16 protein-coding genes are annotated in these 19,494 nt (G+C 65.4%); 2 read left to right on the top strand and 14 right to left on the bottom strand.

Annotation, left to right across the window (positions count from 1 at the left end; translation table 11 throughout):
• Positions 1–163: 163 nt before the first annotated feature.
• Both AC2YJX_RS03425 and AC2YJX_RS03420 read left to right on the top strand, forming a co-directional pair.
• Positions 164–700 (top strand): winged helix DNA-binding protein, encoded by a 537-nt coding sequence (locus AC2YJX_RS03425; protein WP_055402539.1) that lies wholly within the window; start codon positions 164–166, stop codon positions 698–700.
• Positions 701–779: 79 nt separating this feature from the next.
• Positions 780–4,430, top strand: coding sequence for a hydantoinase B/oxoprolinase family protein (locus AC2YJX_RS03420; protein WP_487255278.1), 3,651 nt, complete (start codon positions 780–782; stop codon positions 4,428–4,430).
• Between the two features lie 51 nt (positions 4,431–4,481).
• Here AC2YJX_RS03420 and mnhG read toward each other — a convergent pair whose 3' ends face one another.
• The 14 genes from mnhG to pheA form a co-directional block, all read right to left on the bottom strand.
• Complete coding sequence (gene mnhG, locus AC2YJX_RS03415; protein ID WP_487255277.1) at positions 4,482–4,874, bottom strand: monovalent cation/H(+) antiporter subunit G; 393 nt, start codon at positions 4,872–4,874, stop codon at positions 4,482–4,484.
• A complete protein-coding gene (locus AC2YJX_RS03410; protein ID WP_487255276.1) occupies positions 4,871–5,149 on the bottom strand; it encodes a K+/H+ antiporter subunit F in 279 nt (92 codons plus the stop codon). The genes mnhG and AC2YJX_RS03410 overlap by 4 nt, the downstream gene beginning before the upstream one ends.
• Positions 5,146–5,676, bottom strand: a complete 531-nt coding sequence (locus AC2YJX_RS03405) for a Na+/H+ antiporter subunit E (protein ID WP_487255275.1) — start codon at positions 5,674–5,676, stop codon at positions 5,146–5,148. Before AC2YJX_RS03405 ends, AC2YJX_RS03410 begins: the two co-directional genes overlap by 4 nt.
• Entirely contained in the window at positions 5,673–7,400 is a 1,728-nt protein-coding gene (locus AC2YJX_RS03400; RefSeq protein ID WP_487255274.1) for a monovalent cation/H+ antiporter subunit D, read from the bottom strand. Before AC2YJX_RS03400 ends, AC2YJX_RS03405 begins: the two co-directional genes overlap by 4 nt.
• Complete coding sequence (locus AC2YJX_RS03395) at positions 7,397–7,762, bottom strand: Na+/H+ antiporter subunit C (RefSeq protein WP_015014440.1); 366 nt, start codon at positions 7,760–7,762, stop codon at positions 7,397–7,399. Before AC2YJX_RS03395 ends, AC2YJX_RS03400 begins: the two co-directional genes overlap by 4 nt.
• Positions 7,753–10,719, bottom strand: a complete 2,967-nt coding sequence (locus AC2YJX_RS03390; RefSeq protein WP_487255273.1) for a monovalent cation/H+ antiporter subunit A — start codon at positions 10,717–10,719, stop codon at positions 7,753–7,755. The genes AC2YJX_RS03395 and AC2YJX_RS03390 overlap by 10 nt, the downstream gene beginning before the upstream one ends.
• 115 nt (positions 10,720–10,834) lie before the next feature.
• The gene (locus AC2YJX_RS03385) at positions 10,835–11,299 is read right to left on the bottom strand and encodes a ComEA family DNA-binding protein (RefSeq protein ID WP_487255272.1); all 465 of its coding nucleotides are present in this window, start codon (positions 11,297–11,299) and stop codon (positions 10,835–10,837) included.
• 40 nt (positions 11,300–11,339) lie between these two features.
• Entirely contained in the window at positions 11,340–12,497 is a 1,158-nt protein-coding gene (gene lapB / locus AC2YJX_RS03380) for a lipopolysaccharide assembly protein LapB (protein ID WP_487255271.1), read from the bottom strand.
• Positions 12,487–12,816: a LapA family protein gene (locus AC2YJX_RS03375; protein ID WP_487255270.1), complete on the bottom strand. Its 330-nt coding sequence runs from the start codon at positions 12,814–12,816 to the stop codon at positions 12,487–12,489. Before AC2YJX_RS03375 ends, lapB begins: the two co-directional genes overlap by 11 nt.
• 121 nt (positions 12,817–12,937) lie before the next feature.
• Entirely contained in the window at positions 12,938–13,273 is a 336-nt protein-coding gene (locus AC2YJX_RS03370) for an integration host factor subunit beta (RefSeq protein ID WP_487255269.1), read from the bottom strand.
• Between the two features lie 137 nt (positions 13,274–13,410).
• The gene (gene rpsA / locus AC2YJX_RS03365; protein WP_304439398.1) at positions 13,411–15,111 is read right to left on the bottom strand and encodes a 30S ribosomal protein S1; all 1,701 of its coding nucleotides are present in this window, start codon (positions 15,109–15,111) and stop codon (positions 13,411–13,413) included.
• Positions 15,112–15,302: 191 nt separating this feature from the next.
• Complete coding sequence (locus AC2YJX_RS03360; protein WP_487255268.1) at positions 15,303–17,345, bottom strand: bifunctional 3-phosphoshikimate 1-carboxyvinyltransferase/cytidylate kinase; 2,043 nt, start codon at positions 17,343–17,345, stop codon at positions 15,303–15,305.
• Positions 17,346–17,480: 135 nt separating this feature from the next.
• The gene (locus AC2YJX_RS03355) at positions 17,481–18,353 is read right to left on the bottom strand and encodes a prephenate dehydrogenase (RefSeq protein WP_055402512.1); all 873 of its coding nucleotides are present in this window, start codon (positions 18,351–18,353) and stop codon (positions 17,481–17,483) included.
• Positions 18,354–18,365: 12 nt separating this feature from the next.
• The gene (gene pheA / locus AC2YJX_RS03350) at positions 18,366–19,463 is read right to left on the bottom strand and encodes a prephenate dehydratase (RefSeq protein ID WP_218300002.1); all 1,098 of its coding nucleotides are present in this window, start codon (positions 19,461–19,463) and stop codon (positions 18,366–18,368) included.
• Positions 19,464–19,494: the final 31 nt, after the last annotated feature.

The raw sequence follows: 19,494 nt of genomic DNA, 5'->3' as shown, positions 1-19,494 counted from the left end.
CCGCAGGGTTGGATGTAACAAATCACTGTATCGGAAGCCGACCCGATTGCGATAGGTGTTTTGCCTAAACGCTGACAAATTGCCAACAAATTACCATCGACTTGCCTACAATGCCCCATGCATATCCCGTGCCAATGACTGAACCCGCAGGCCCGAATCCGCCATGAAATCTGACGCAAAGCCCAAGGCCAAAACCGACTCCGGCCCCATCGTGTCATCGGCACACCTGGTGTCGGCACAGAGCGCAGAGATGAGCGAGTTCGAGTTCGGCCTCATCGTGGCGGGCAACGCGTTCCACCGCTGGGTGGTGCACTGCATGGCGGCGGCGGGTCTCAAGGACCTGACGCCGCTCGACGTGGTGGTGCTGCACCATGTCACGCACCGCGCGCGCGACAAACGCCTGGCCGACATCTGCTTCATCATGAATGTGGAAGACACGCACCTGGTGAACTACGCACTGAAAAAGCTGCAGAACCTGGGCGTCGTGGCCTCGCAAAAGAACGGCAAGGAAGTCACCTACGCCGCCACCGATGTGGGCCGTGCCTACGTGCAGCGCTACCGCGAGATCCGCGAGAGTTGCCTGATCGACGCCCTGAAAGCCGACGACGCGCTGAACCGCGACATCGGCGAGCTGGCCCGGTTACTGCGTGTGCTCTCAGGCATGTACGACCAGGCGGCGCGCTCGGCGGCATCCCTTTGATCGGCGCAGAATTTTGAATAAAACCATGCTCTAGCGCTTATCTGATAAGCGCTGGTAGCTATCAAAAAGATAGTTATTCATGTCCCACCAAGTTTCACCCATGTCCCGCTGGCAGTTCTGGATCGACCGGGGCGGCACCTTCACCGACGTGGTGGGCAAGCGGCCGGACGGCACGCTGGTCACGCACAAGCTGTTGTCGGAGAACCCCGAGCAGTACAAGGACGCGGCTGTCGCAGGCATCCGCCACCTGCTCGGTTTGAAGCCCGGCGAACCCGTGACGCCCGAGCTGGTGGAGTGCGTGAAGATGGGCACCACCGTGGCCACCAACGCGCTCTTGGAGCGCAAGGGCGAGCCCACGCTGCTCATCACCACCAAGGGTTTCAAGGATGCGCTGCGCATCGCCTACCAGAACCGCCCGCGTCTGTTCGACCGCCACATCGTGCTGCCCGAGCTGCTGTATGAGCGCGTGATCGAGGCGCAGGAGCGTGTGGGTGCACGGGGCGAGGTGATCGATCCGCTGGACGAAGCCCACCTCAAGGAACGCCTATGGGCCGCCTACGACGCAGGCCTGCGCAGCGCGGCCATCGTGTTCATGCACGGCTACCGCTACACCGCCCACGAAGAGGCTGCGGCCCGGATTGCGCGGGAGGTGGGCTTCACGCAGGTGAGTGCATCGCACGCCACCAGCCCCATGATGAAGCTGGTGAGCCGGGGCGACACCACGGTGGTGGATGCGTACCTGTCGCCCATCCTGCGCCGCTATGTGGACCAGGTGGCGAGCGAAATGCCGGGCGTGAAGCTGTTCTTCATGCAGTCGTCGGGCGGCCTCACGGATGCGCAGGTGTTCCAGGGTAAGGACGCGATCCTGTCGGGCCCCGCAGGCGGCATCGTCGGCATGGCCCGCACCGCCGGTTTGGCAGGCCACGACAAGGTCATCGGCTTTGACATGGGGGGCACCAGCACCGACGTGAGCCATTACGCGGGCGAGTTCGAGCGCGAATTCGAGACCCAGGTGGCGGGCGTGCGCATGCGCGCCCCGATGATGAGTATCCACACCGTGGCGGCCGGTGGCGGCTCCATCCTCGGCTTTGACGGCGCGCGCTTCCGCGTGGGCCCCGAAAGCGCGGGCGCCAACCCAGGTCCCGCCAGTTACCGCCGTGGCGGCCCGCTGGCCGTGACGGATGCGAACGTGATGGTGGGCAAGATCCAGCCTGCACATTTTCCCAAGGTGTTTGGCCACGCGGCCAACGAGGCGCTGGACGGCGATGCCGTGGCGCAGAAGTTCGGCGACCTCGCCACGCAAACCGGCCGCAGCGCCGAGGACGTGTCCCACGGCTTTATCCAGATCGCCGTGCAGCAGATGGCCAACGCCATCAAGAAGATCAGCGTGGCGCGCGGCTATGACGTGACGCGCTACACGCTGCAGTGCTTTGGCGGCGCGGGCGGCCAGCATGCGTGCCTGGTGGCCGATGCACTGGGCATGACGCGCGTGTTCGTGCATCCGCTGGCGGGCGTGCTGAGCGCTTACGGCATGGGCCTGGCGGACCAGAACGTGATCCGCGAACAGGCCGTGGAAACCAAGCTGGTGCCTGATGCGCTGGCGGGTATCGAAGCCACGCTGGAGCAACTGGCCACCACCGCACGCACCGAGCTGGAGCGCCAGCAGGTGGGCGCGGGCACAGCCGTGGTGCACCGCCGCGTGCATGTGCGCTACGAGGGCAGCGACTCCGCACTCATCGTGCCATTTGGCTCGCTGGCCGAAATCACCGCCGCGTTCGAGAACGCCTACCGCCAGCGTTTTGCGTTCCTCATGCAGGGCAAGGGCCTGGTGGTGGAGGCCGTTTCCGTCGAGGCCGTGGTGCCCGGCGATGCGCCCGTGGAGCCGCGCCACACGCTGCAACCTGCGCGCGAGGTGCCGCGCCGCAGCACTGTGCGCATGTACACCGGCGGCATCGATGGCGTTGCGGCATGGCACGACGCCGCGCTGGTGGTGCGCGAGGATCTGCGCCCCGGCGATGTGATTCCCGGCCCGGCCATCATTGCCGAGAAGAACGCCACCACCATCGTAGAGCCCGGCTGGGAGGCCGAGCTGACCGACCTGGACCACCTGCTGCTCAACCGCCGCGTGGCCCGTGCCGTGCAACACGCCGTGGGCACCACGGTGGACCCGGTGCTGCTCGAAGTGTTCAACAACCTGTTCATGAACATCGCCGAGCAGATGGGGCTGCAGCTGCAGAACACGGCCTACTCGGTGAACATCAAGGAGCGGCTGGACTTCAGCTGTGCGCTGTTCGACACCGCAGGCAACCTGATTGCCAATGCGCCGCATATGCCGGTGCACCTAGGCTCCATGGGCGAGAGCATCAAGACGGTGATACGTGACAACGCCGGACGCATGCAGCCGGGCGACGTGTTTGTGCTCAACGACCCGTACCACGGCGGCACGCACCTGCCCGACATCACGGTGATCACGCCGGTCTACCTGGGGGACAACGCCGAGCCCACGTTCTACGTCGGCAGCCGGGGCCACCACGCCGATGTGGGCGGCACCACGCCGGGCTCCATGCCACCGTTCTCGACCCGCATCGAGGAAGAGGGCGTGCAGATCAACAACGTGAAGCTGGTGGAGCGCGGCGTGCTGCGCGAGGCGGAGATGATTGCGCTGCTCGAAAGCGGCGAGTACCCCAGCCGCAACCCGCAGCAGAACATGGCCGATTTGCGCGCGCAGATTGCGGCCAACGAAAAGGGCCAGCAGGAGTTGCGCCGCATGGTGGCCGAGTTTGGCCTCGATGTCGTGTTGGCCTACATGCGCCATGTGCAGGACAACGCCGAAGAGTCCGTGCGCCGCGTCATTACACGGCTCAAGGACGGTGCGTTCACGCTGCCGCTGGACAACGGCGCACAGATCAGCGTGGCGGTGAAAGTGGATGCAGCGAGTCGCAGCGCCACCATCGATTTCACCGGCACCAGCGCGCAGCAGACGAACAATTTCAACGCGCCCACGGCGGTGTGCATGGCGGCGGTGCTGTATGTGTTCCGCACGCTGGTGGATGACGACATTCCGCTGAATGCCGGGTGCCTCAAGCCGCTCAACGTGATCATCCCGCCGGGCAGCATGCTCAACCCCAATCCGCCGGCCTCGGTGGTGGCGGGCAATGTGGAGACCTCCACCTGTATCACCAATGCGCTGTACGGCGCACTGGGCCTGATGGCGGCGGGGCAGTGCACCATGAACAACTTCACCTTTGGCAGCACGCGCTACCAGTACTACGAGACCATCTCGGGGGGCAGCGGCGCGGGCGGCGTGTGGGATTCCAACGGGCAGCTCACTGGCGGTTTTGCAGGCACCAGCGTCGTGCAATGCCACATGACCAACTCGCGCCTCACGGACCCTGAAGTGCTGGAGTTCCGCTTTCCGGTGCGGCTGGAGGGTTACGAGATTCGCAAGGGCTCGGGCGGCGCCGGGCGGTGGAAAGGCGGCGACGGCGGCGTGCGCCGTGTGCGCTTCCTGGAGCCGATGACGGCCAGCATCCTGTCGAACGGCCGCCACCATGGCGCGTTTGGCATGGCAGGCGGCCAGCCGGGTGCCGTGGGCATCAACAAGGTGGTGCGCAGCGATGGCCGGGTGGAGCTGCTGGACCACATCGGCCAGGCCGAAATGCTGCCGGGCGATGTGTTTGAAATCCACACGCCGGGCGGCGGCGGATTCGGGTCTTCAGGTCAAGAATAGTGCTCAAAATGGCTGCTTGCGCGCGTCCATCAAGCGCAAGCAGCTATCAAATCAGGAGTCTTTGCCTTCTGCGGGTGCCTTGGGCTGGCTGAGGCTGGGCGGCACGTCCAGCCCCATCTGCCGCGCGCGGAACAGCGCCGCGCGCATCAATAAGATCGACATGATCGGCACCGTGATCGCCACAAACACGGCGATCAGCAGCGCATGCAGCGCCAGGCTGCGGTCGGCCACCGAGAAGTACAGCACCGTGCCATGCATGATCAGCCAGCAGCCCAGCGTGGCGATGATGGCGGGGGCGTGCACACGCTCGAAGAACGTGGGTAGGCGCAGCAGGCCGGTGGAGCCCAGCAGGGCCAGCCCGGCGCCCGCCAGCACCAGCAAGGCCACGATGATTTCAAGCCAGAGCGGCAGCACGGCGGCGGCAGTGGTAGCGGCTTCGGTCATTCGATCACCTCGCCACGCAGCAAAAACTTGGCCATGGCCATCGAGCCGACAAAACTGAACAGCGCCAACAGCAGAGCGGCCTCGAAGTAGTTCTTGCTGCCGTACAGCAGGCCCAGCACCAGCATCACCAGCATGCCGCTCAGGTACATGCAATCGAGCGCCAGCACCCGGTCTTGTGCGGAGGGGCCCTTGAGCAGGCGGATCAGCGCGCAGCCCATGGCCAGGGACAGCATGAACAGGGCGATGGGGAGGGCCCAATCCAGTATCGGGGTCATTCAAAAATCTCCATCAAAGGGGCCTCGTAGCGCCGCTTCACGTCGGCGATCACGGTGGCCGCGTCGTCCAGTTCCAGCACATGCAGCAGCAGCACGCTGCGGTCCAGCGACAGCTCGGCCCAGGCCGTGCCAGGGGTGATGCAGACGATCATCGCCAGCACGGCCAGTGCGTTGGGGTCGCGCACGTCCAGCGGGATGTGCACAAACCCGGCAGGGTGGCGCCTGCGGCCGGGCGCCAGCAGCAGGCGCGCCACGGCCAGGTTGGAGCGGGTGGTGTCGGCCACCACCGTGAAGGCCAGGCGCAGCACGGCGCCGGGTTTGCGCACGCGCACCGGCAGCGGCCGCAGCCCGGCCGTGAGCAGCGGAATCGCCAGGGCCAGCACGCTGCCCAGCACGAAATGCCCGGCACTCAGGCTGCGGTTGAGCAGCAGCCACAGGCCCAGCAGCGCCAGCGACAGCAGGGGCGCGGGCACCAGCCGCTTGAAGGGCCGGGGCGATGCTGGGGTGTTGGAGGACTCTGGCTTCATGGCAGGCTGCCCCCCGGTGTGGTGGCGGGCTGGGGCGGGTTGGGCACGGGCTCAGCGGTCATCACCGCGCGCATGTAGCCAGCGGGCGCGTGCAATGCGTCGGCCGTTGCCTGGGTGTAGCGCATCACGGCGCCGGCCTGCCAGGCCAGCGCCGCGCAGGCACCCAGCAGCAGGGCAATCGGCAAGCCTTCCAGTACAAGCAGCTTGGGGGCCGACCGATCATGTGCGGCCCAGAAATGGCGGATGCCTGCACGGGTCAGGGCCACCAGCGCCAGCAGGCCCGAGGCCACCAGCAGGGCCACCAGCGTCCAGCCCGCCGCGCCCAGCTGGAACCCGCTGGATGCGCCCAGCCCCAGCGGGTTGAGCAGCGCATGCACCATGGCGAACTTGCCCACAAACCCTGGCAGCGGTGGCAGGCCCGCAATGACCAGCGTGCAGGCGATGAAGGCCAGACCCAGGAAGGCAGCGGCCGCAGGGATCACCTCGCCGATGAGCGCCTCCTCCTTATCGTCGAGGTTCATGCCTTCGGTGGGCACCAGGTCGGCCGACAGGAACGGCGCGTCGTCGGTCTGCTCGTAGGGTGCGAGGTTGGAGCCGTCGTTGCGCCAGCGGTCGATCAGGTCGGTCAGGAGAAAGAGGGCGCTCACCGCCAGCGTGGAACTGAGCAGGTAGTACAGCAGCCCGCCTGTGAGCAGGTTCTGGCCGAAGCCTACGGCAGCCAGCAGCGTGCCCGACGACAGGACGGCGCTGAAGCCTGCCAGGTGCCCCAGGCGCTGCGAGCCCAGCATGCCGATGGCGCCATAGGCCATGGTGAGCAGGCCCCCGCCAATCAGCCACTGGCTGCCAAACTGGGCCGATTCACCAGCCTCGGGGCCAAACAGCAGCGTCCACAGCCGCAGCACGCTGTACACGCCCACCTTGGTCATCAGCGCGAAAAGCGCACCCACGGGCGCAGTGGCCGCGCTGTAGGCAGGCACCAGCCAGAAGTTGAGCGGCCACACGGCGGCCTTGATGAGGAACGCGACCGCCAGAATCGCAGCGGCCGCATGCAGCAGCCCCCGGTCTGCCACGGCCACACCCGCAATGCTCCGGGCCAGGTCGGCCATGTTGAGCGTGCCGGTGATGCCGTACAGCATCGACACCCCGATGAGGAACAGCGAAGATGCGGCGAGGTTGATGGCGATGTAGTGCAGCCCCGCCGACACGCGCGGGCGGCCCGAGCCGTGCAGCAGCAGCCCGTAGGATGCCGCCAGCATGATCTCGAAGAACACAAACAGGTTGAACAGGTCGGCCGTGAGGAACGCGCCTGCCAGCCCCATGAGCTGGAACTGGAACAGCGGGTGAAAGTGCACACCCGCCCGGTGCCAGCGCGCGGCCGAGAACAGCACCGTGGCGAGCGCCACTGTGCTGGTCAGCACCAGCATCATGGCCGACAGGCGGTCGATGACCAGCACGATGCCGAACGGCGCCGGCCAGTTGCCCGGCAGGTACACGCCCAGGCTGGTTTGCACGCTGGGCTCCTTGGCCTGCACCAGCAGCAACACAGCCACCACCAGGCCGACCAGGGTCGATGTGATGTTGAGTGTGACCTTGGTGCGCTGTCGTTCCTCGCGCAGCAGCAGCATGAGCCCGGCCGTGAGCAGGGGCAGCGCAATGGGCGCAAGGATCAGGTGTGGCATTAGCCACGCGGTGATCGATGCGGTGATGCTGGTGCCTCCCGTCATGGCATTTCCTGCACGTCTTTACCCTTGGTGCCGTCCACATGGTCGGTACCCGCCATGCCACGCGATGCCAGCAACACCACGAGGAAGAGGGCGGTCATGGCAAAGCCGATGACGATGGCCGTGAGCGTGAGTGCCTGGGGCATGGGGTCGGCATAGTGGGCCAGGTCTTGCGGCACCCCGGGCTGCAGCACGGGCTCCTTGTCAATCGCGAGGCCCAGGCGGCCCATGCTGAAGATGAAGAGGTTGACAGCGTACGACAGCAGCGACAGGCCCATGATGACCTGGAAGGTGCGGGGCCGTAGCAGCAGCCATACGCCCGAGCCGGTGAGCACGCCAATGGCCAGGGCCAGTATCAGTTCCATGCAGTTTCTCCCCGGGTGGTGGGCGCTGTGGCAGCAGCGGCTTGTTCTGCCGCCTCGTCGTCGGCGCGCGCATTGTTGTAGCGGTGGCTGCGCACCGACTGGTGGGCAATGCCGGTGAGGATGAGCATGGTGGAGCCCACCACCAGGGTGAACACGCCAATGTCGAAGAACAGCGCGCTGGCCACATGGATCTCGCCCACCACAGGCAGCGCAAAGTGCGCGGTGTGGCTGGTGAGGAACGGGTAGCCCCAGGCCAACGCCCCCAGTCCGGTGGCCAGTGCCGTCAGCAGGCCCATGCCGATCCAGCGGCGTGGGTACAGCGGCAGGTGGGCCTCGACCCACGAGGTGCCCGAAACGATGTACTGCAGCAGCAGCGCCACCGAGAACACCAGCCCCGCCACAAAGCCGCCGCCGGGCTCGTTGTGCCCGCGCATGAAGAGGTAGACCGCGACCAGCGTGGCAAAGGGCAGCATCAGCCGCACCAGCACCGCAGGCACCATGAGGTATCCGACGGCGGTGTCGGCGGTCTGGCGCGGGTTGGTCAGGTCGGTGTCCACATCGGCGGGCAGGGCGCGCTGCTGGGGCGGCAGATCCATCACCTCGCGCGCGGGGCGGAAGCGCCGCAACAACGCATACACCGTGAGCGCCACGATGCCCAGCACCACGATCTCGCCAAAGGTGTCAAAGCCCCGGAAGTCCACCAGCATGACGTTGACCACGTTGGTGCCGCCCCCGTCGGTAAGGGCGCGCTCCAGGAAGAAGGTGGAGGTGCTGTCGGGGAAGGGGCGGCTCATCATCGCGAACGACAACAGAGCCATGCCTGCGCCCGCGCTCAACGCCAGTGCCAGGTCCCGGTAGCGGCGCAGCTGGGTCCGGCGCTCTTCGGCCAGGGTGGGCACGCGCAGGCTTTCGTCGCGGCGGGGCAGCCATCGCAGGCCCAGCAGGATGAGGATGGTGGTCACGATCTCCACCACGATCTGTGTGAGCGCAAGGTCGGGCGCCGAGAACCACAAAAAGGTCAGGCACACGCACAGGCCCGAGCCGCCCAGCAGTGTGAGTGCGGCCAGCCGGTGGTACTTGGCCTGCCAGGCCGCCGCCACGGCGCATACGGCGCCCAGCAGCCACAGCAGCGCAAACGTGGGCGACAGCGGCAACTGCACGCGGTCGCCAATTGGCAGTCCCCGCACCCACAGGGGCAGGGTACCCGCCACCAGGGCCGCTGCGGCCAGCCACAGCATCTGCCACTGCAGGCGGCTGGTGCCCAGCAGGCGGCGGCCGTTGCGGCCCGCCAGCGTGAGGGCGGCCAGCAGGTGCTCGAACATGCGCTGGCCGCTCAGGTGGTGCATGAGGGGCGGTGCATCCAGCATGCCGCGCGCGCGCTGGCGCCGCAGCAGCGCATACAGCGCAATGCCACCGCCCAATGCCACCAGGCTCATTACAAACGGGGTATTAAAGCCATGCCACACCGCCAGGCTGTACGTGGGCAGCTCGCCCCCCACCACGGGCCGCGCGGCGGCAGCCAGGTAGGCCCCCACAGACCATGCTGGCAACGTGCCCACCACGAGGCAGGCCAGCACCAGTAGTTCAACCGGAACGCGCATCCAGTGCGGTGGCTCATGGGGCGGGCGCGGCAGGTCGGTAGCGGGTGGGCCAAAGAACACATCCACCGTGAAGCGCAGCGAGTACGCCACGCTGAACATGCCGGCCACTGTGGCGGCGACGGGCAGCAGCCATTCGAGCATCGGCGTGGTGTTCACGTACACCGTCTCGGCAAAAAACATTTCCTTGGACAGGAAGCCGTTGAGCAGCGGCACGCCCGCCATGGCCGCGCTGGCCACCATGGCCAGGGTGGCGGTGATGGGCATCATCCTGCGCAGGCCCGACAGGCGCCGTATGTCGCGCGTGCCGCTTTCATGGTCCACGATGCCCACAGCCATGAACAGCGAGGCCTTGAAGGTCGCGTGGTTCATGATGTGGAACACGGCGGCCACGGCAGCGAGCGGGCTGTTCAGGCCCAGCAGCAGGGTGATGAGGCCCAGGTGCGAGATGGTCGAGTAGGCCAGCAGGCCCTTGAGGTCGTTCTGGAACATGGCCGCGTAACCGCCCACCAGCAGCGTGGCCAGGCCCGCACCGCCTACCAGCCAGAACCACTCTTCCGTGCCCGACAGTGCGGGCCACAGCCGGGCCATCAGGAACACACCGGCCTTCACCATGGTGGCCGAGTGCAGGTAGGCCGACACGGGCGTGGGCGCAGCCATGGCGTGGGGCAGCCAGAAGTGGAACGGGAACTGTGCGCTTTTGGTGAGCGCGCCCAGCAGTATCAGCACCAGGGCCGTGAGGTACAGCGGATGGTTCTGGATGAGCTGCCCAGCCGCGAGCACATGGTCCAGGTCGTAGCTGCCCACGATGTGGCCCAGCACCAGCATGCCCGCCAGCATGGCCAGCCCGCCTGTGCCAGTCACCGTGAGCGCCATGCGCGCACCGCGCCGCGCATCCTTGCGGTGGTGCCAGTAGCCGATCAGCAGGAAGGAAAACAGGCTGGTCAGCTCCCAGAAGAACGCAATCTGGATGATGTTGCCCGACAGCACCACACCCGCCATCGCTCCCATGAACGCCAGAAAAAACGAGAAGAAGCGTGGCACCGGGTCGGCGGCCGACATGTAGTAGCGCGCATACAGCACCACCAGGCTACCCACGCCCAGCACCAGCATGCAGAACATCCACGCAAAGCCATCCATGCGGATGACGAGGTTCAGGCCCAGGGCAGGGAGCCAAGCCAGCTCTTGCCGGAGCACGCCGCCGTCTGCAATCTGTGGGAAGTAGAGCGCCGCCTGCACCGTGCAGAACAAGGCAATGAGCCCGGCGAGCGTGGACTCGGTGTTGCGGGCATTGGCGGGCAACACTGCCGCCAGCAGGCTGCCGATGAAGGGGAGTAGGATGAGGGTGATCAGGGGCATGCGCGAACAATTTTAGGGGCAGCCCCTAAAAACCCTGCCCAGCCCTTGCTGCCGAGCTTGTGGTGGGTGCAAAAAAAAAGCCCGCTGGAGCGGGCTTGCTGCTTGTGAAGTCTGCTTAGTTTTTGCTAGCGCTGGCTGCTGGGGTAGCGGCAGGGGCGGGGGCTGCAGGTGCCGCTGTTGGTGGTGTGGCTGGTGCTGCGGCGGTCTTGTCTGCGCTGCTGCGGGCCTTGCGTTCGGTGCCCTGGTGGCTGGCGGTTTTTTCTTTCTCTTTCTGTTTGCTCTTGGCTTCCGCCTTGGCGGCGGCCGCTGCGCTGTACTTCTTGCCGTTGACGGTCAGGCCCTCCTTGGAGAAGTTCACGGCGCTTTTGTTGCCCACGCCACCCACGCGGCCAATGAAGTCGGCCCAGTCGTTGAAGGGGGCGCTCTTGCGTTCTTCCAGGATGCGGCCCGACAGGCCGGGCCCGATGCCCTTGATGCCGTCGAGTTCGGCTTCGGTGGCGGTGTTCACGTCCACGGCGGCGAAGGCGGCGGTGGTGGCCAGCAGCAAAGTGGCGATCAGGGTCAGCAGTGTCTTCAGCATGGTGGCGGGTGTCCTTGGCGTGGAGGGCTGGAATGGCGGGTCAGAGTTCTTCGACCCGGCGTGCGGGGTAGCTGTCCCAGGTCTGGCAGCCGGGGCATTGCCAGAAATGCTGGCGGGCCTCGAAGCCACAGGCCGCACAGCGGTAGCGGGTCAGGGGCTTGACCGCGTGGTCCAGCGCGCGCTGGATCTGGGGGTGAAATTCTTCGTGTTCCAGCTTTTCGGTGGCCAGCCACTTGGCAGCGGCGACCAGCGAGCGCTCTTTGTCCAGGTGCTCCACGTAGCGCTGCCGGGCGGAGGGGCGGGTGGCCTCGTCGGTGGTTTCCATGGCCACGATGCTCTCCAGCACATCCAGCGAAGGGGCCTGCGCATAGTGGGCCTGGAGCAGGGCGTGGACCTCTTCGGTGCGCCCGGCGGCCGTGGCGGCTTCGACCATCAGTGGGGCGGCCAGCGGCAGTGCGGCAGGGTTGCGCTCGCCCAGGGCCTTGAGCGTGGACAGCACGGCAGCCGGCTGACCCATCAGGCGTTGCAGGCGCGCCAGTTCAATGCGCGCGCGTGCAGCTTCAGGGGCGGCGGCCACGGCCTGTTCCAGCAACGCCTGGGCACCGGGCAGGTCGCCCTGGGCACTCAGCGCCAGCGCCTGCTCGCACAGGTAGTGGGCCTGGCGGGTGCTGAAGTCGCCCTGGTCCGCGTCGTGCATCTTTCGGGCGATGGTGGCTGCGTGGGGCCAGTCGCGTGAGCGTTCATAAATGGCCAATAGCGCCAAGCGGGCCTGGGCCTCGAAGGGGGTGCCTTCCAGGCGGTGCAAGGCTTCTTCCGCGCGGTCAAGCAGGCCGGCCTTGAGGAAGTCGAGCGCCAGCGCGTGCTGGGCACGTTCGCGGTCGGTGCGGGAGAGGTCGCCGCGCGAGAGCAGGTGCTCGTGCACGCGCACGGCGCGGTCGTATTCGCCCCGGCGGCGGAACAGATTGCCGAGGGCAAAGTGCAGTTCTGACGTATCGGGATCGTTCTGCACGGCCTCGATGAAAGCGTCGATGGCCTGGTCCTGCTGCTCGTTGAGCAGGAAGTTCAGGCCTTTGAAATAGGCCTTGGGCGCGCGGCGGTTTTCTGCACGCAGTTGGCGCAGGTCAAAACGCGAAGCCAGCCAGCCCAGCACAAAGGCCACGGGCAGACCCAGCAGGATCCAGGTCAGGTCAAATTCCATGGGCGGAAGGCAGGTCGGGCGGTGGTGGCGGGGCGGGGGGCATGGAGCCCGCTGCTGCGGAGGATGGCACGGGCGTTGGCGCTGCCACCGCTGCATGGGCGCGTCGCGCTGCGGTGCGGTGCCTCCACCAGCGCGGCACCATGCCCAGCACTCCCACGGCCAGGCCCGCTGAAAATGCGGTCAACACCACCAGCACCAACGGCGCGCGCCATTGCGTGCCAAAGAAGAAGTGCACGGTGGCGTCTTGCTGGTTGTTCAGCGCGAAGGCAAACAGTGTAAAAAAAATGGCTGCCTTGAGCAGCCACAGGAGGTATTTCATCGGTCTCCCCAGTGGTGGGGCGATTCTAAGAGCTTGTGCCTGCTGGGCCGTATGGCCCTTGCAGGATAAGAATTCAAGTCAAATAGGCCTCTAGCGCTTATCTGTAAAGCGCGAGCAGCTATTATTTTTGAACGGTTGTGCTGCTGGCGGCACCCGAGTTTTCTTCCATCTCGGCGGTGCGCTTGTCCACGGCTTCACGCAGGGCCTTGCCAGGCTTGAAATGGGGCACCCGTTTTTCAGGGATGGCCACGGCCTCGCCGCTGCGCGGATTGCGTCCCATGCGGGGTGGGCGGTGGTTTACCGAGAAGCTGCCAAAGCCCCGGATCTCGATGCGGTGCCCACGCACCAGGGCCTCGCCCACGGCGTCCAGGATGGTCTTGACGGCGTATTCGGCATCTCGATGGGTGAGCTGACCAAAGCGCGCGGCCAGTTCTTCAACGAGGTCTGAGCGGGTCATGGAATCTTGGGGCATGGGCAGGCTGCGGGTGGGCAGGTCTTTGCTGAAAAAAGAGCGGGCGCCGAGGCGCCCGCTGTCTGACCGTACAAGGAGCTTACCGCGCAATGTGCGCTGAGGCTCCTCAACGGGTCAGCGCTTTACTTTTCCGAGTTGTCCAGCTTGGCGCGCAGCAGGGCGCCCAGGCTGGTCGTGCCGGCGCTTTCGCGGCTGGACTGTTGGCTCAGGTTGGCCATGGCGCCTTGTTCGTCAGCCATGTCCTTTTGCTTGATCGACAGCTGGATGTTGCGGGTCTTGCGATCCACATTGACCACCACGGCCGTGACTTCGTCGCCTTCCTTGAGCACGTTGCGGGCATCTTCCACGCGGTCGCGGGAGATTTCCGAAGCGCGCAGGTAACCCACGATGTCTTCGCCGAGGTCGATTTCAGCGCCACGGGCGTCCACGGTCTTGACCTTGCCGGTCACCGTCTGGCCCTTGTCGTTCACCGTCACGAAGGTCGTGAATGGGTCGCCGTCGAGCTGCTTGATGCCCAGCGAGATGCGTTCGCGGTCCACGTCCACGGCCAGCACGATGGCTTCCACTTCCTGGCCCTTCTTGTAGTTACGAACTGCGGCTTCGCCAGCTTCATTCCACGACAGGTCAGACAGGTGAACCAGGCCGTCGATGCCGGCAGCCAGGCCCACGAACACGCCGAAGTCGGTGATCGACTTGATAGGACCCTTCACGCGGTCGCCGCGCTTCGTGTCCTGTGCGAATTCTTGCCATGGGTTGGCCTTGCACTGCTTCATGCCCAGGCTGATACGGCGCTTGTCTTCGTCGATTTCGAGGACCATGACTTCGACTTCGTCGCCCAGCGAAACCAGCTTGGCGGGAGCGATGTTCTTGTTGGTCCAGTCCATTTCAGACACGTGCACCAGGCCTTCGATGCCGGGTTCGAGTTCGACGAACGCGCCGTAGTCGGCAATGTTCGTGATCTTGCCGAACAGGCGGGTGCCTTGGGGGTAGCGGCGGTTCACGCCCATCCATGGGTCGTCGCCCATTTGCTTCAGACCCAGGGACACGCGGTTCTTTTCGGTATCGAACTTCAGGATCTTGGCCGTGATTTCCTGGCCAGCTGTCACCACTTCGGAAGGGTGACGCACGCGGCGCCATGCCATGTCGGTGATGTGCAGCAGGCCGTCGATGCCGCCCAGGTCCACGAACGCACCGTATTCGGTGATGTTCTTGACCACGCCTTGAACGATGGAGCCTTCCTTCAGGGTTTCCATCAGCTTGGCGCGCTCTTCGCCCATGGAGGCTTCCACCACAGCGCGGCGGCTCAGCACCACGTTGTTGCGCTTGCGGTCCAGCTTGATGACCTTGAATTCCATGGTCTTGTTTTCGTACGGCGTCAGATCCTTGATCGGACGGGTATCGATCAGCGAACCGGGCAGGAATGCGCGGATGCCGTTGACCAGAACGGTCAGACCGCCCTTGACCTTGCCGCTGGTCGTGCCAGTGACGAATTCGCCGGATTCCAGGGCCTTTTCCAGGCTCATCCACGAAGCCAGACGTTTGGCGGTGTCGCGCGACAGGATGGTGTCGCCGTAGCCGTTTTCGATGGAGCCAATGGCCACCGACACGAAGTCACCCACTTGGACTTCGACTTCGCCCTTGTCGTTCTTGAACTCTTCCAGCGGCACGTAGGCTTCGGACTTGAGGCCAGCGTTCACGACCACGAAGTTGTGCTCAACGCGCACGACTTCAGCGGTGATGACTTCGCCTGGGCGCATTTCCGTGCGCTGCAAAGATTCTTCAAAAAGGGCGGCAAAAGATTCGGACATGTGTTTCCTTGCCACAAACAGGATTCCAGTAGCACCATTGCTACTGTTTTTATAGCTGCTTGCGGTGGTTTTTTGCGGTAGAACCGCGGGTTAGGTTATCGATCCACACAACCTGTGCGCTGGCGCGCGAGAGGAGTTGCGTGGGCCTGTGGCAAGGCCTTTCAGCATTGCCTGTGGAGCCCGTTCTAAAAAAGGCGCCACACGTTTCAACCCTGCGCAGACCCTGCGAAAGGTTGACGCTCTTGCCACCAGGCCAGCACCTTTTCAACGGCTTGTTCAATCGTCAAATCGGAGTTGTCCAGGACCAGAGCGTCCTGCGCGGGCTTGAGAGGTGCAACGCTGCGGGTGCTGTCCCGGGCGTCGCGCGCTTCCAGATCTGCGCGGAGGTCTGCGATACTAGCCGAAAAACCCTTTGAAATCAACTGTTTATAACGGCGCTCGGCGCGGCAGGCAGCGCTGGCCGTCAAATAGACCTTCAAAGGGGCCTCGGGGAAGATCACCGTGCCCATGTCCCGGCCGTCGGCCACCAGCCCCGGCAGACGCTGGAAGCTGTGTTGCAGATCCACGAGCGCCCCCCGCACGGCGGGCAGGGCAGAGACGCGGGATGCGTTCATGCCGGCCTCTTCGGTGCGGATGGCTTCCGTTACATCGTCGCTGCCCAGCCACACCCGGCCCCCTTCGAAACGCACGGGCAGCGTCTGCGCCAAGGCGGCAATGCGGGCCTCGTGCTCGGGGCTGATGGCCAGGCCAGCGCGCAGGGCGGCGAGGGCCGTGATGCGGTACATCGCCCCAGAGTCCAGGAACCGGTAGCCCAGGCGCTGCGCGACCGCAGCCGCCACGGTGCCCTTGCCCGAGGCGGTGGGGCCGTCGATGCAGATCACCGGGATGTGGCCAGTGGCAGTGCTTGCCACCGAGAACAGGGCTTCAAAGTAATCCGGGAAGGTCTTCGCCACGCATTTGGGGTCTTCAATGCGCACGGGCAGGCCCGCTGGGTTGAACGCCGCCAGCGAGAAGCACATCGCCACGCGGTGGTCGTCGTAGGTGTGGATGCTGGCCGCTTTCCAGTCTTGGACTTGGGCAGGTGGCGTGACGCGGATGAAGTCCGCCCCTTCTTCCACCGTGGCGCCGAGCTTGCGCAGTTCGTTGGCCATGGCGGCGATGCGGTCGGTTTCCTTCACGCGCCAGCTGGCGATGTTGCGCAGCGTGGTGGTGCCCTCGGCATACAGCGCCATCACGGCCAGCGTCATGGCGGCATCGGGGATGTGGTTGCAGTCCAGGTCAATGGCCTTGAGCGGCCAGCCCTGGCCCGGTTCACCCCGCTGGATGTGCAGCCAGTTGGGGCCACCGGTGACCACGGCACCCATGGCGCGGGCGGCATCGACAAAGCGGATGTCGCCCTGGATCGAATCGAGGCCCACGCCTTGAATTTTGATGCCGTTTTGGCCGCTAGCGCTTGATGTGATTGCGCCAAGTGCTATGAAATAGCTAGCAGATGATGCGTCGGCCTCGACGTGGATGGTGCCGGGCGACTGGTAGCGGCTGCCCGCCGCAATCGTGAACCGCTGCCAGTTCTGGTGCTCGACCACGATGCCGAAGCGCGCCAGAAGCTGGAGGGTGATGGCGATGTAGGGCTTGGAGATCAATTCCCCCACCACATCGATCACGATGTTCTGGGTGCCAGCCGCCAGTGGCAATGCCATGAGCAGGGCGGTCAGGAACTGGCTGGACACATCGCCGCGCACGCGGATGGGCTCTGCCAGTGCCAGCGCAGGGACGCCATTGGCGTGGGCGATGCGCAGCGGCGGGTAGCCGTCGTTCCCCAGGTAGTCGATCTGGCATCCCAGCTGGCGCAGCGCATCCACCAGGTCGCCAATAGGGCGCTCGTGCATGCGCGGGACGCCCGACAGCTCGAATTCACCGCCCAGCAAAGCCAGTGCGGCCGTCAGCGGGCGCATGGCAGTGCCAGCATTGCCCATGAAGAGCTTGGCCGGCGACTGAGGTGCGCGGCCGCCCAGGCCCGTGATGTGCACGGTGCTGCCCGCCTCATCCACGGTGCAGCCAATCTGGCGCAGCCCATCGAGCATGACGCGGGTGTCGTCGGACGCCAGCAGGTCGTGCACGGTGGTGGTGCCATTGCTCAGCGCCGCCAGCAGCAGCACCCGGTTGGAGATGCTCTTGGAGCCCGGCAGGTGGACTTCACCTGCAGCGGCTTGCAGGGGGGGCAGGTCAATAAATGCGGTGCTGTACATCGGTATCTTTCGTCCATTGGTCCAAGCGCCCGTCATTACTGGCGCAGGCCCATCCCAGTGCACCCGTGGAACTGGCTTTGCCAGGCCACTGGGTGCGTCCCCCTCGGGGGAAGGCGCCGCAGGCGACTCAGGGGGTTACTTTCTCTTCGCACCCATGCGCCAATGCGCCCGGGTCTCGCTGGCCAGCGTCAGCATGTCTTCCAGCGCCTGGGCATCGCCCTTTTGCATGGCCTGCTCGATGGTGTGCAGTGCCTGCTGGAACAGTTTGGACTGGGCTATCAGCTCGTCGCGGTTGGACAGCAGGATGTCGCGCCACACCTTGGGATCACTGGCCGCGATGCGCGTGAAGTCCCGGAACCCCGGGCCCGCCAGCGACAGGAAGTCGTCCCCGGTGTCCTGGCCCGTGATGCTGTTCATCATCGCAAAGGCGAGCACATGGGGCAGGTGACTGACAGCTGCAAACGCCGCATCGTGCGACTCGGGCGACATGCTGGTCACACGGCTGCCCAGTGCTGTCCAGATGTCCTGGGCTTTTTGCAGCTGCGCGGTGAAGGTGCGTTCGGTGGGCGTCAGGATCACCTGGCGCCCGCTGTAGAGATCGGCCTCGGCGTGTTCCACGCCCGACACTTCGCGCCCGGTGATGGGATGTGCAGGCACAAACGAGCCCACCTGGTCGCGCAAGGCGCGGCGTGCGGCCTGCACCACATCGGCCTTGGTGGAGCCCACGTCCATGATCAGCATCTGGGGGGTGACCAGGTGCTTGATGGCCTTGAGCGTGGCTTCGGTGGCGGCCACGGGCACGGCCACCAGCACAATGTCAGCGCCAGCAACGGCCAGCAAGGCGGACGGCGCCTCGACATCGATCACACCCAGCTGACGGGCGCGGTCGGTGGTGGAGGGTGATTTGCTGTAACCCACCACGCGTTTGACCAGGCCGGCCTTCTTCATGGCCAGGGCGAATGAGCCTCCCATGAGCCCGCAGCCGATCAGTCCCAGTTGTTCGAACATGGCGACGGCTCCTTATGACGAGACAGGGTAGGTGCCCAGGACCTTGTAGAACGCGCACAGGCTGCGCAGTTCTTCCAGCGCCCTGGCCACATGGGGCTGGGCAGGATGGCCGTCGAGATCGATGTAGAAGTAATACTCCCACTGGCCGGTGCGGGCGGGGCGCGATTCGAAGCGCGTCATGGACACACCGTGCGTCTTGAGTGGCACCAGCAGGTCGTGCACGGCGCCAGGGCGGTTGGGTACCGACACCACAAGGCTGGTGCAGTCCTTGCCCGAGGGCGGTGGCGTCTGCAGCGTGTGCGGCAGGCAGATGATGGCGAAGCGGGTGCGGTTGTAGGCGTCGTCCTGAATGGCGTGGGAGACGATGTGCAAGCCGAACTGAGTGGCTGCACGTTCGCTGGAGAGGGCCGCCCAGGCAGGGTTGGTGGTGGCCAGGCGTGCGCCTTCGGCATTGCTGGACACCGGGCGGCGCTCGGCATGCGGCAGGTGCTTGGACAGCCAAGCCTGGCATTGTGCAAGCGCTTGCGGATGGGCCAGCACCACCTCAATGCCATCCAGTGAGTTGCTGGTGCGCAGCAGGTTGTGGCGCACGAGCAGGCTGACTTCGCCCACCACGTGGGTGGGGGTGTGCAGGAAGAGGTCGAGCGAGCGGGTGACCACGCCTTCGGTAGAGTTCTCCACGCCCACGACGCCGTACTGCGCGCTGCCAGCGGCTGTGGCGTGGAACACTTCGTCGAAGTTGGCGCAGTACATCAGGTCGGCTGCGCCGCCAAAGAACTCGATCGCTGCCTGCTCGCAGAACGTGCCCTCGGGGCCCAGCACGGCCACACGCTGGGGCGATTCAAGCGCCAGGCAGGCGGACATGATCTCGCGCCAGATGGCAGCGACGTGCGCACCCTTGAGAGGCCCAGGGTTGGCATGGGTGATCTTGTCAATGACCTGGGCTACACGGTCGGGTCGGAAAAAGGGCGTGCCTTCGCGCTTCTTGACTTCACCCACCTGTTCGGCCACCAGCGCCCTCTGGTTCAGCAGCGTGAGCAGTTGCTGGTCGATGCTGTCGATCTGCACGCGCAGGCTGGCGAGGTCGGGTGAGGCTTGCGGAGTGTTCATGGATGGGGAAATTTCGGTGCGCTGTCGCGAG

This window comes from Acidovorax sp. SRI_002 (assembly GCF_057586455.1).
Note: the sequence above shows the minus strand (reverse complement) of the source record. Positions and strands in the feature narration are given on the sequence as shown.

Coding starts and splice junctions, on each gene's coding strand:
- AC2YJX_RS03360 (WP_487255268.1), bottom strand. CDS start 17,345: ATGTACAGCACCGCATTTATTGACCTGCCCCCCCTGCAAGCCGCTGCA.
- AC2YJX_RS03390 (WP_487255273.1), bottom strand. CDS start 10,719: ATGCCCCTGATCACCCTCATCCTACTCCCCTTCATCGGCAGCCTGCTG.
- AC2YJX_RS03395 (WP_015014440.1), bottom strand. CDS start 7,762: ATGGAACTGATACTGGCCCTGGCCATTGGCGTGCTCACCGGCTCGGGC.
- AC2YJX_RS03405 (WP_487255275.1), bottom strand. CDS start 5,676: ATGAAGCCAGAGTCCTCCAACACCCCAGCATCGCCCCGGCCCTTCAAG.
- AC2YJX_RS03355 (WP_055402512.1), bottom strand. CDS start 18,353: ATGTTCGAACAACTGGGACTGATCGGCTGCGGGCTCATGGGAGGCTCA.
- AC2YJX_RS03425 (WP_055402539.1), top strand. CDS start 164: ATGAAATCTGACGCAAAGCCCAAGGCCAAAACCGACTCCGGCCCCATC.
- AC2YJX_RS03385 (WP_487255272.1), bottom strand. CDS start 11,299: ATGCTGAAGACACTGCTGACCCTGATCGCCACTTTGCTGCTGGCCACC.
- AC2YJX_RS03400 (WP_487255274.1), bottom strand. CDS start 7,400: ATGACGGGAGGCACCAGCATCACCGCATCGATCACCGCGTGGCTAATG.
- AC2YJX_RS03370 (WP_487255269.1), bottom strand. CDS start 13,273: ATGACCCGCTCAGACCTCGTTGAAGAACTGGCCGCGCGCTTTGGTCAG.
- lapB (WP_487255271.1), bottom strand. CDS start 12,497: ATGGAATTTGACCTGACCTGGATCCTGCTGGGTCTGCCCGTGGCCTTT.
- pheA (WP_218300002.1), bottom strand. CDS start 19,463: ATGAACACTCCGCAAGCCTCACCCGACCTCGCCAGCCTGCGCGTGCAG.
- mnhG (WP_487255277.1), bottom strand. CDS start 4,874: ATGACCGAAGCCGCTACCACTGCCGCCGCCGTGCTGCCGCTCTGGCTT.
- AC2YJX_RS03375 (WP_487255270.1), bottom strand. CDS start 12,816: ATGAAATACCTCCTGTGGCTGCTCAAGGCAGCCATTTTTTTTACACTG.
- AC2YJX_RS03420 (WP_487255278.1), top strand. CDS start 780: ATGTCCCACCAAGTTTCACCCATGTCCCGCTGGCAGTTCTGGATCGAC.
- AC2YJX_RS03410 (WP_487255276.1), bottom strand. CDS start 5,149: ATGACCCCGATACTGGATTGGGCCCTCCCCATCGCCCTGTTCATGCTG.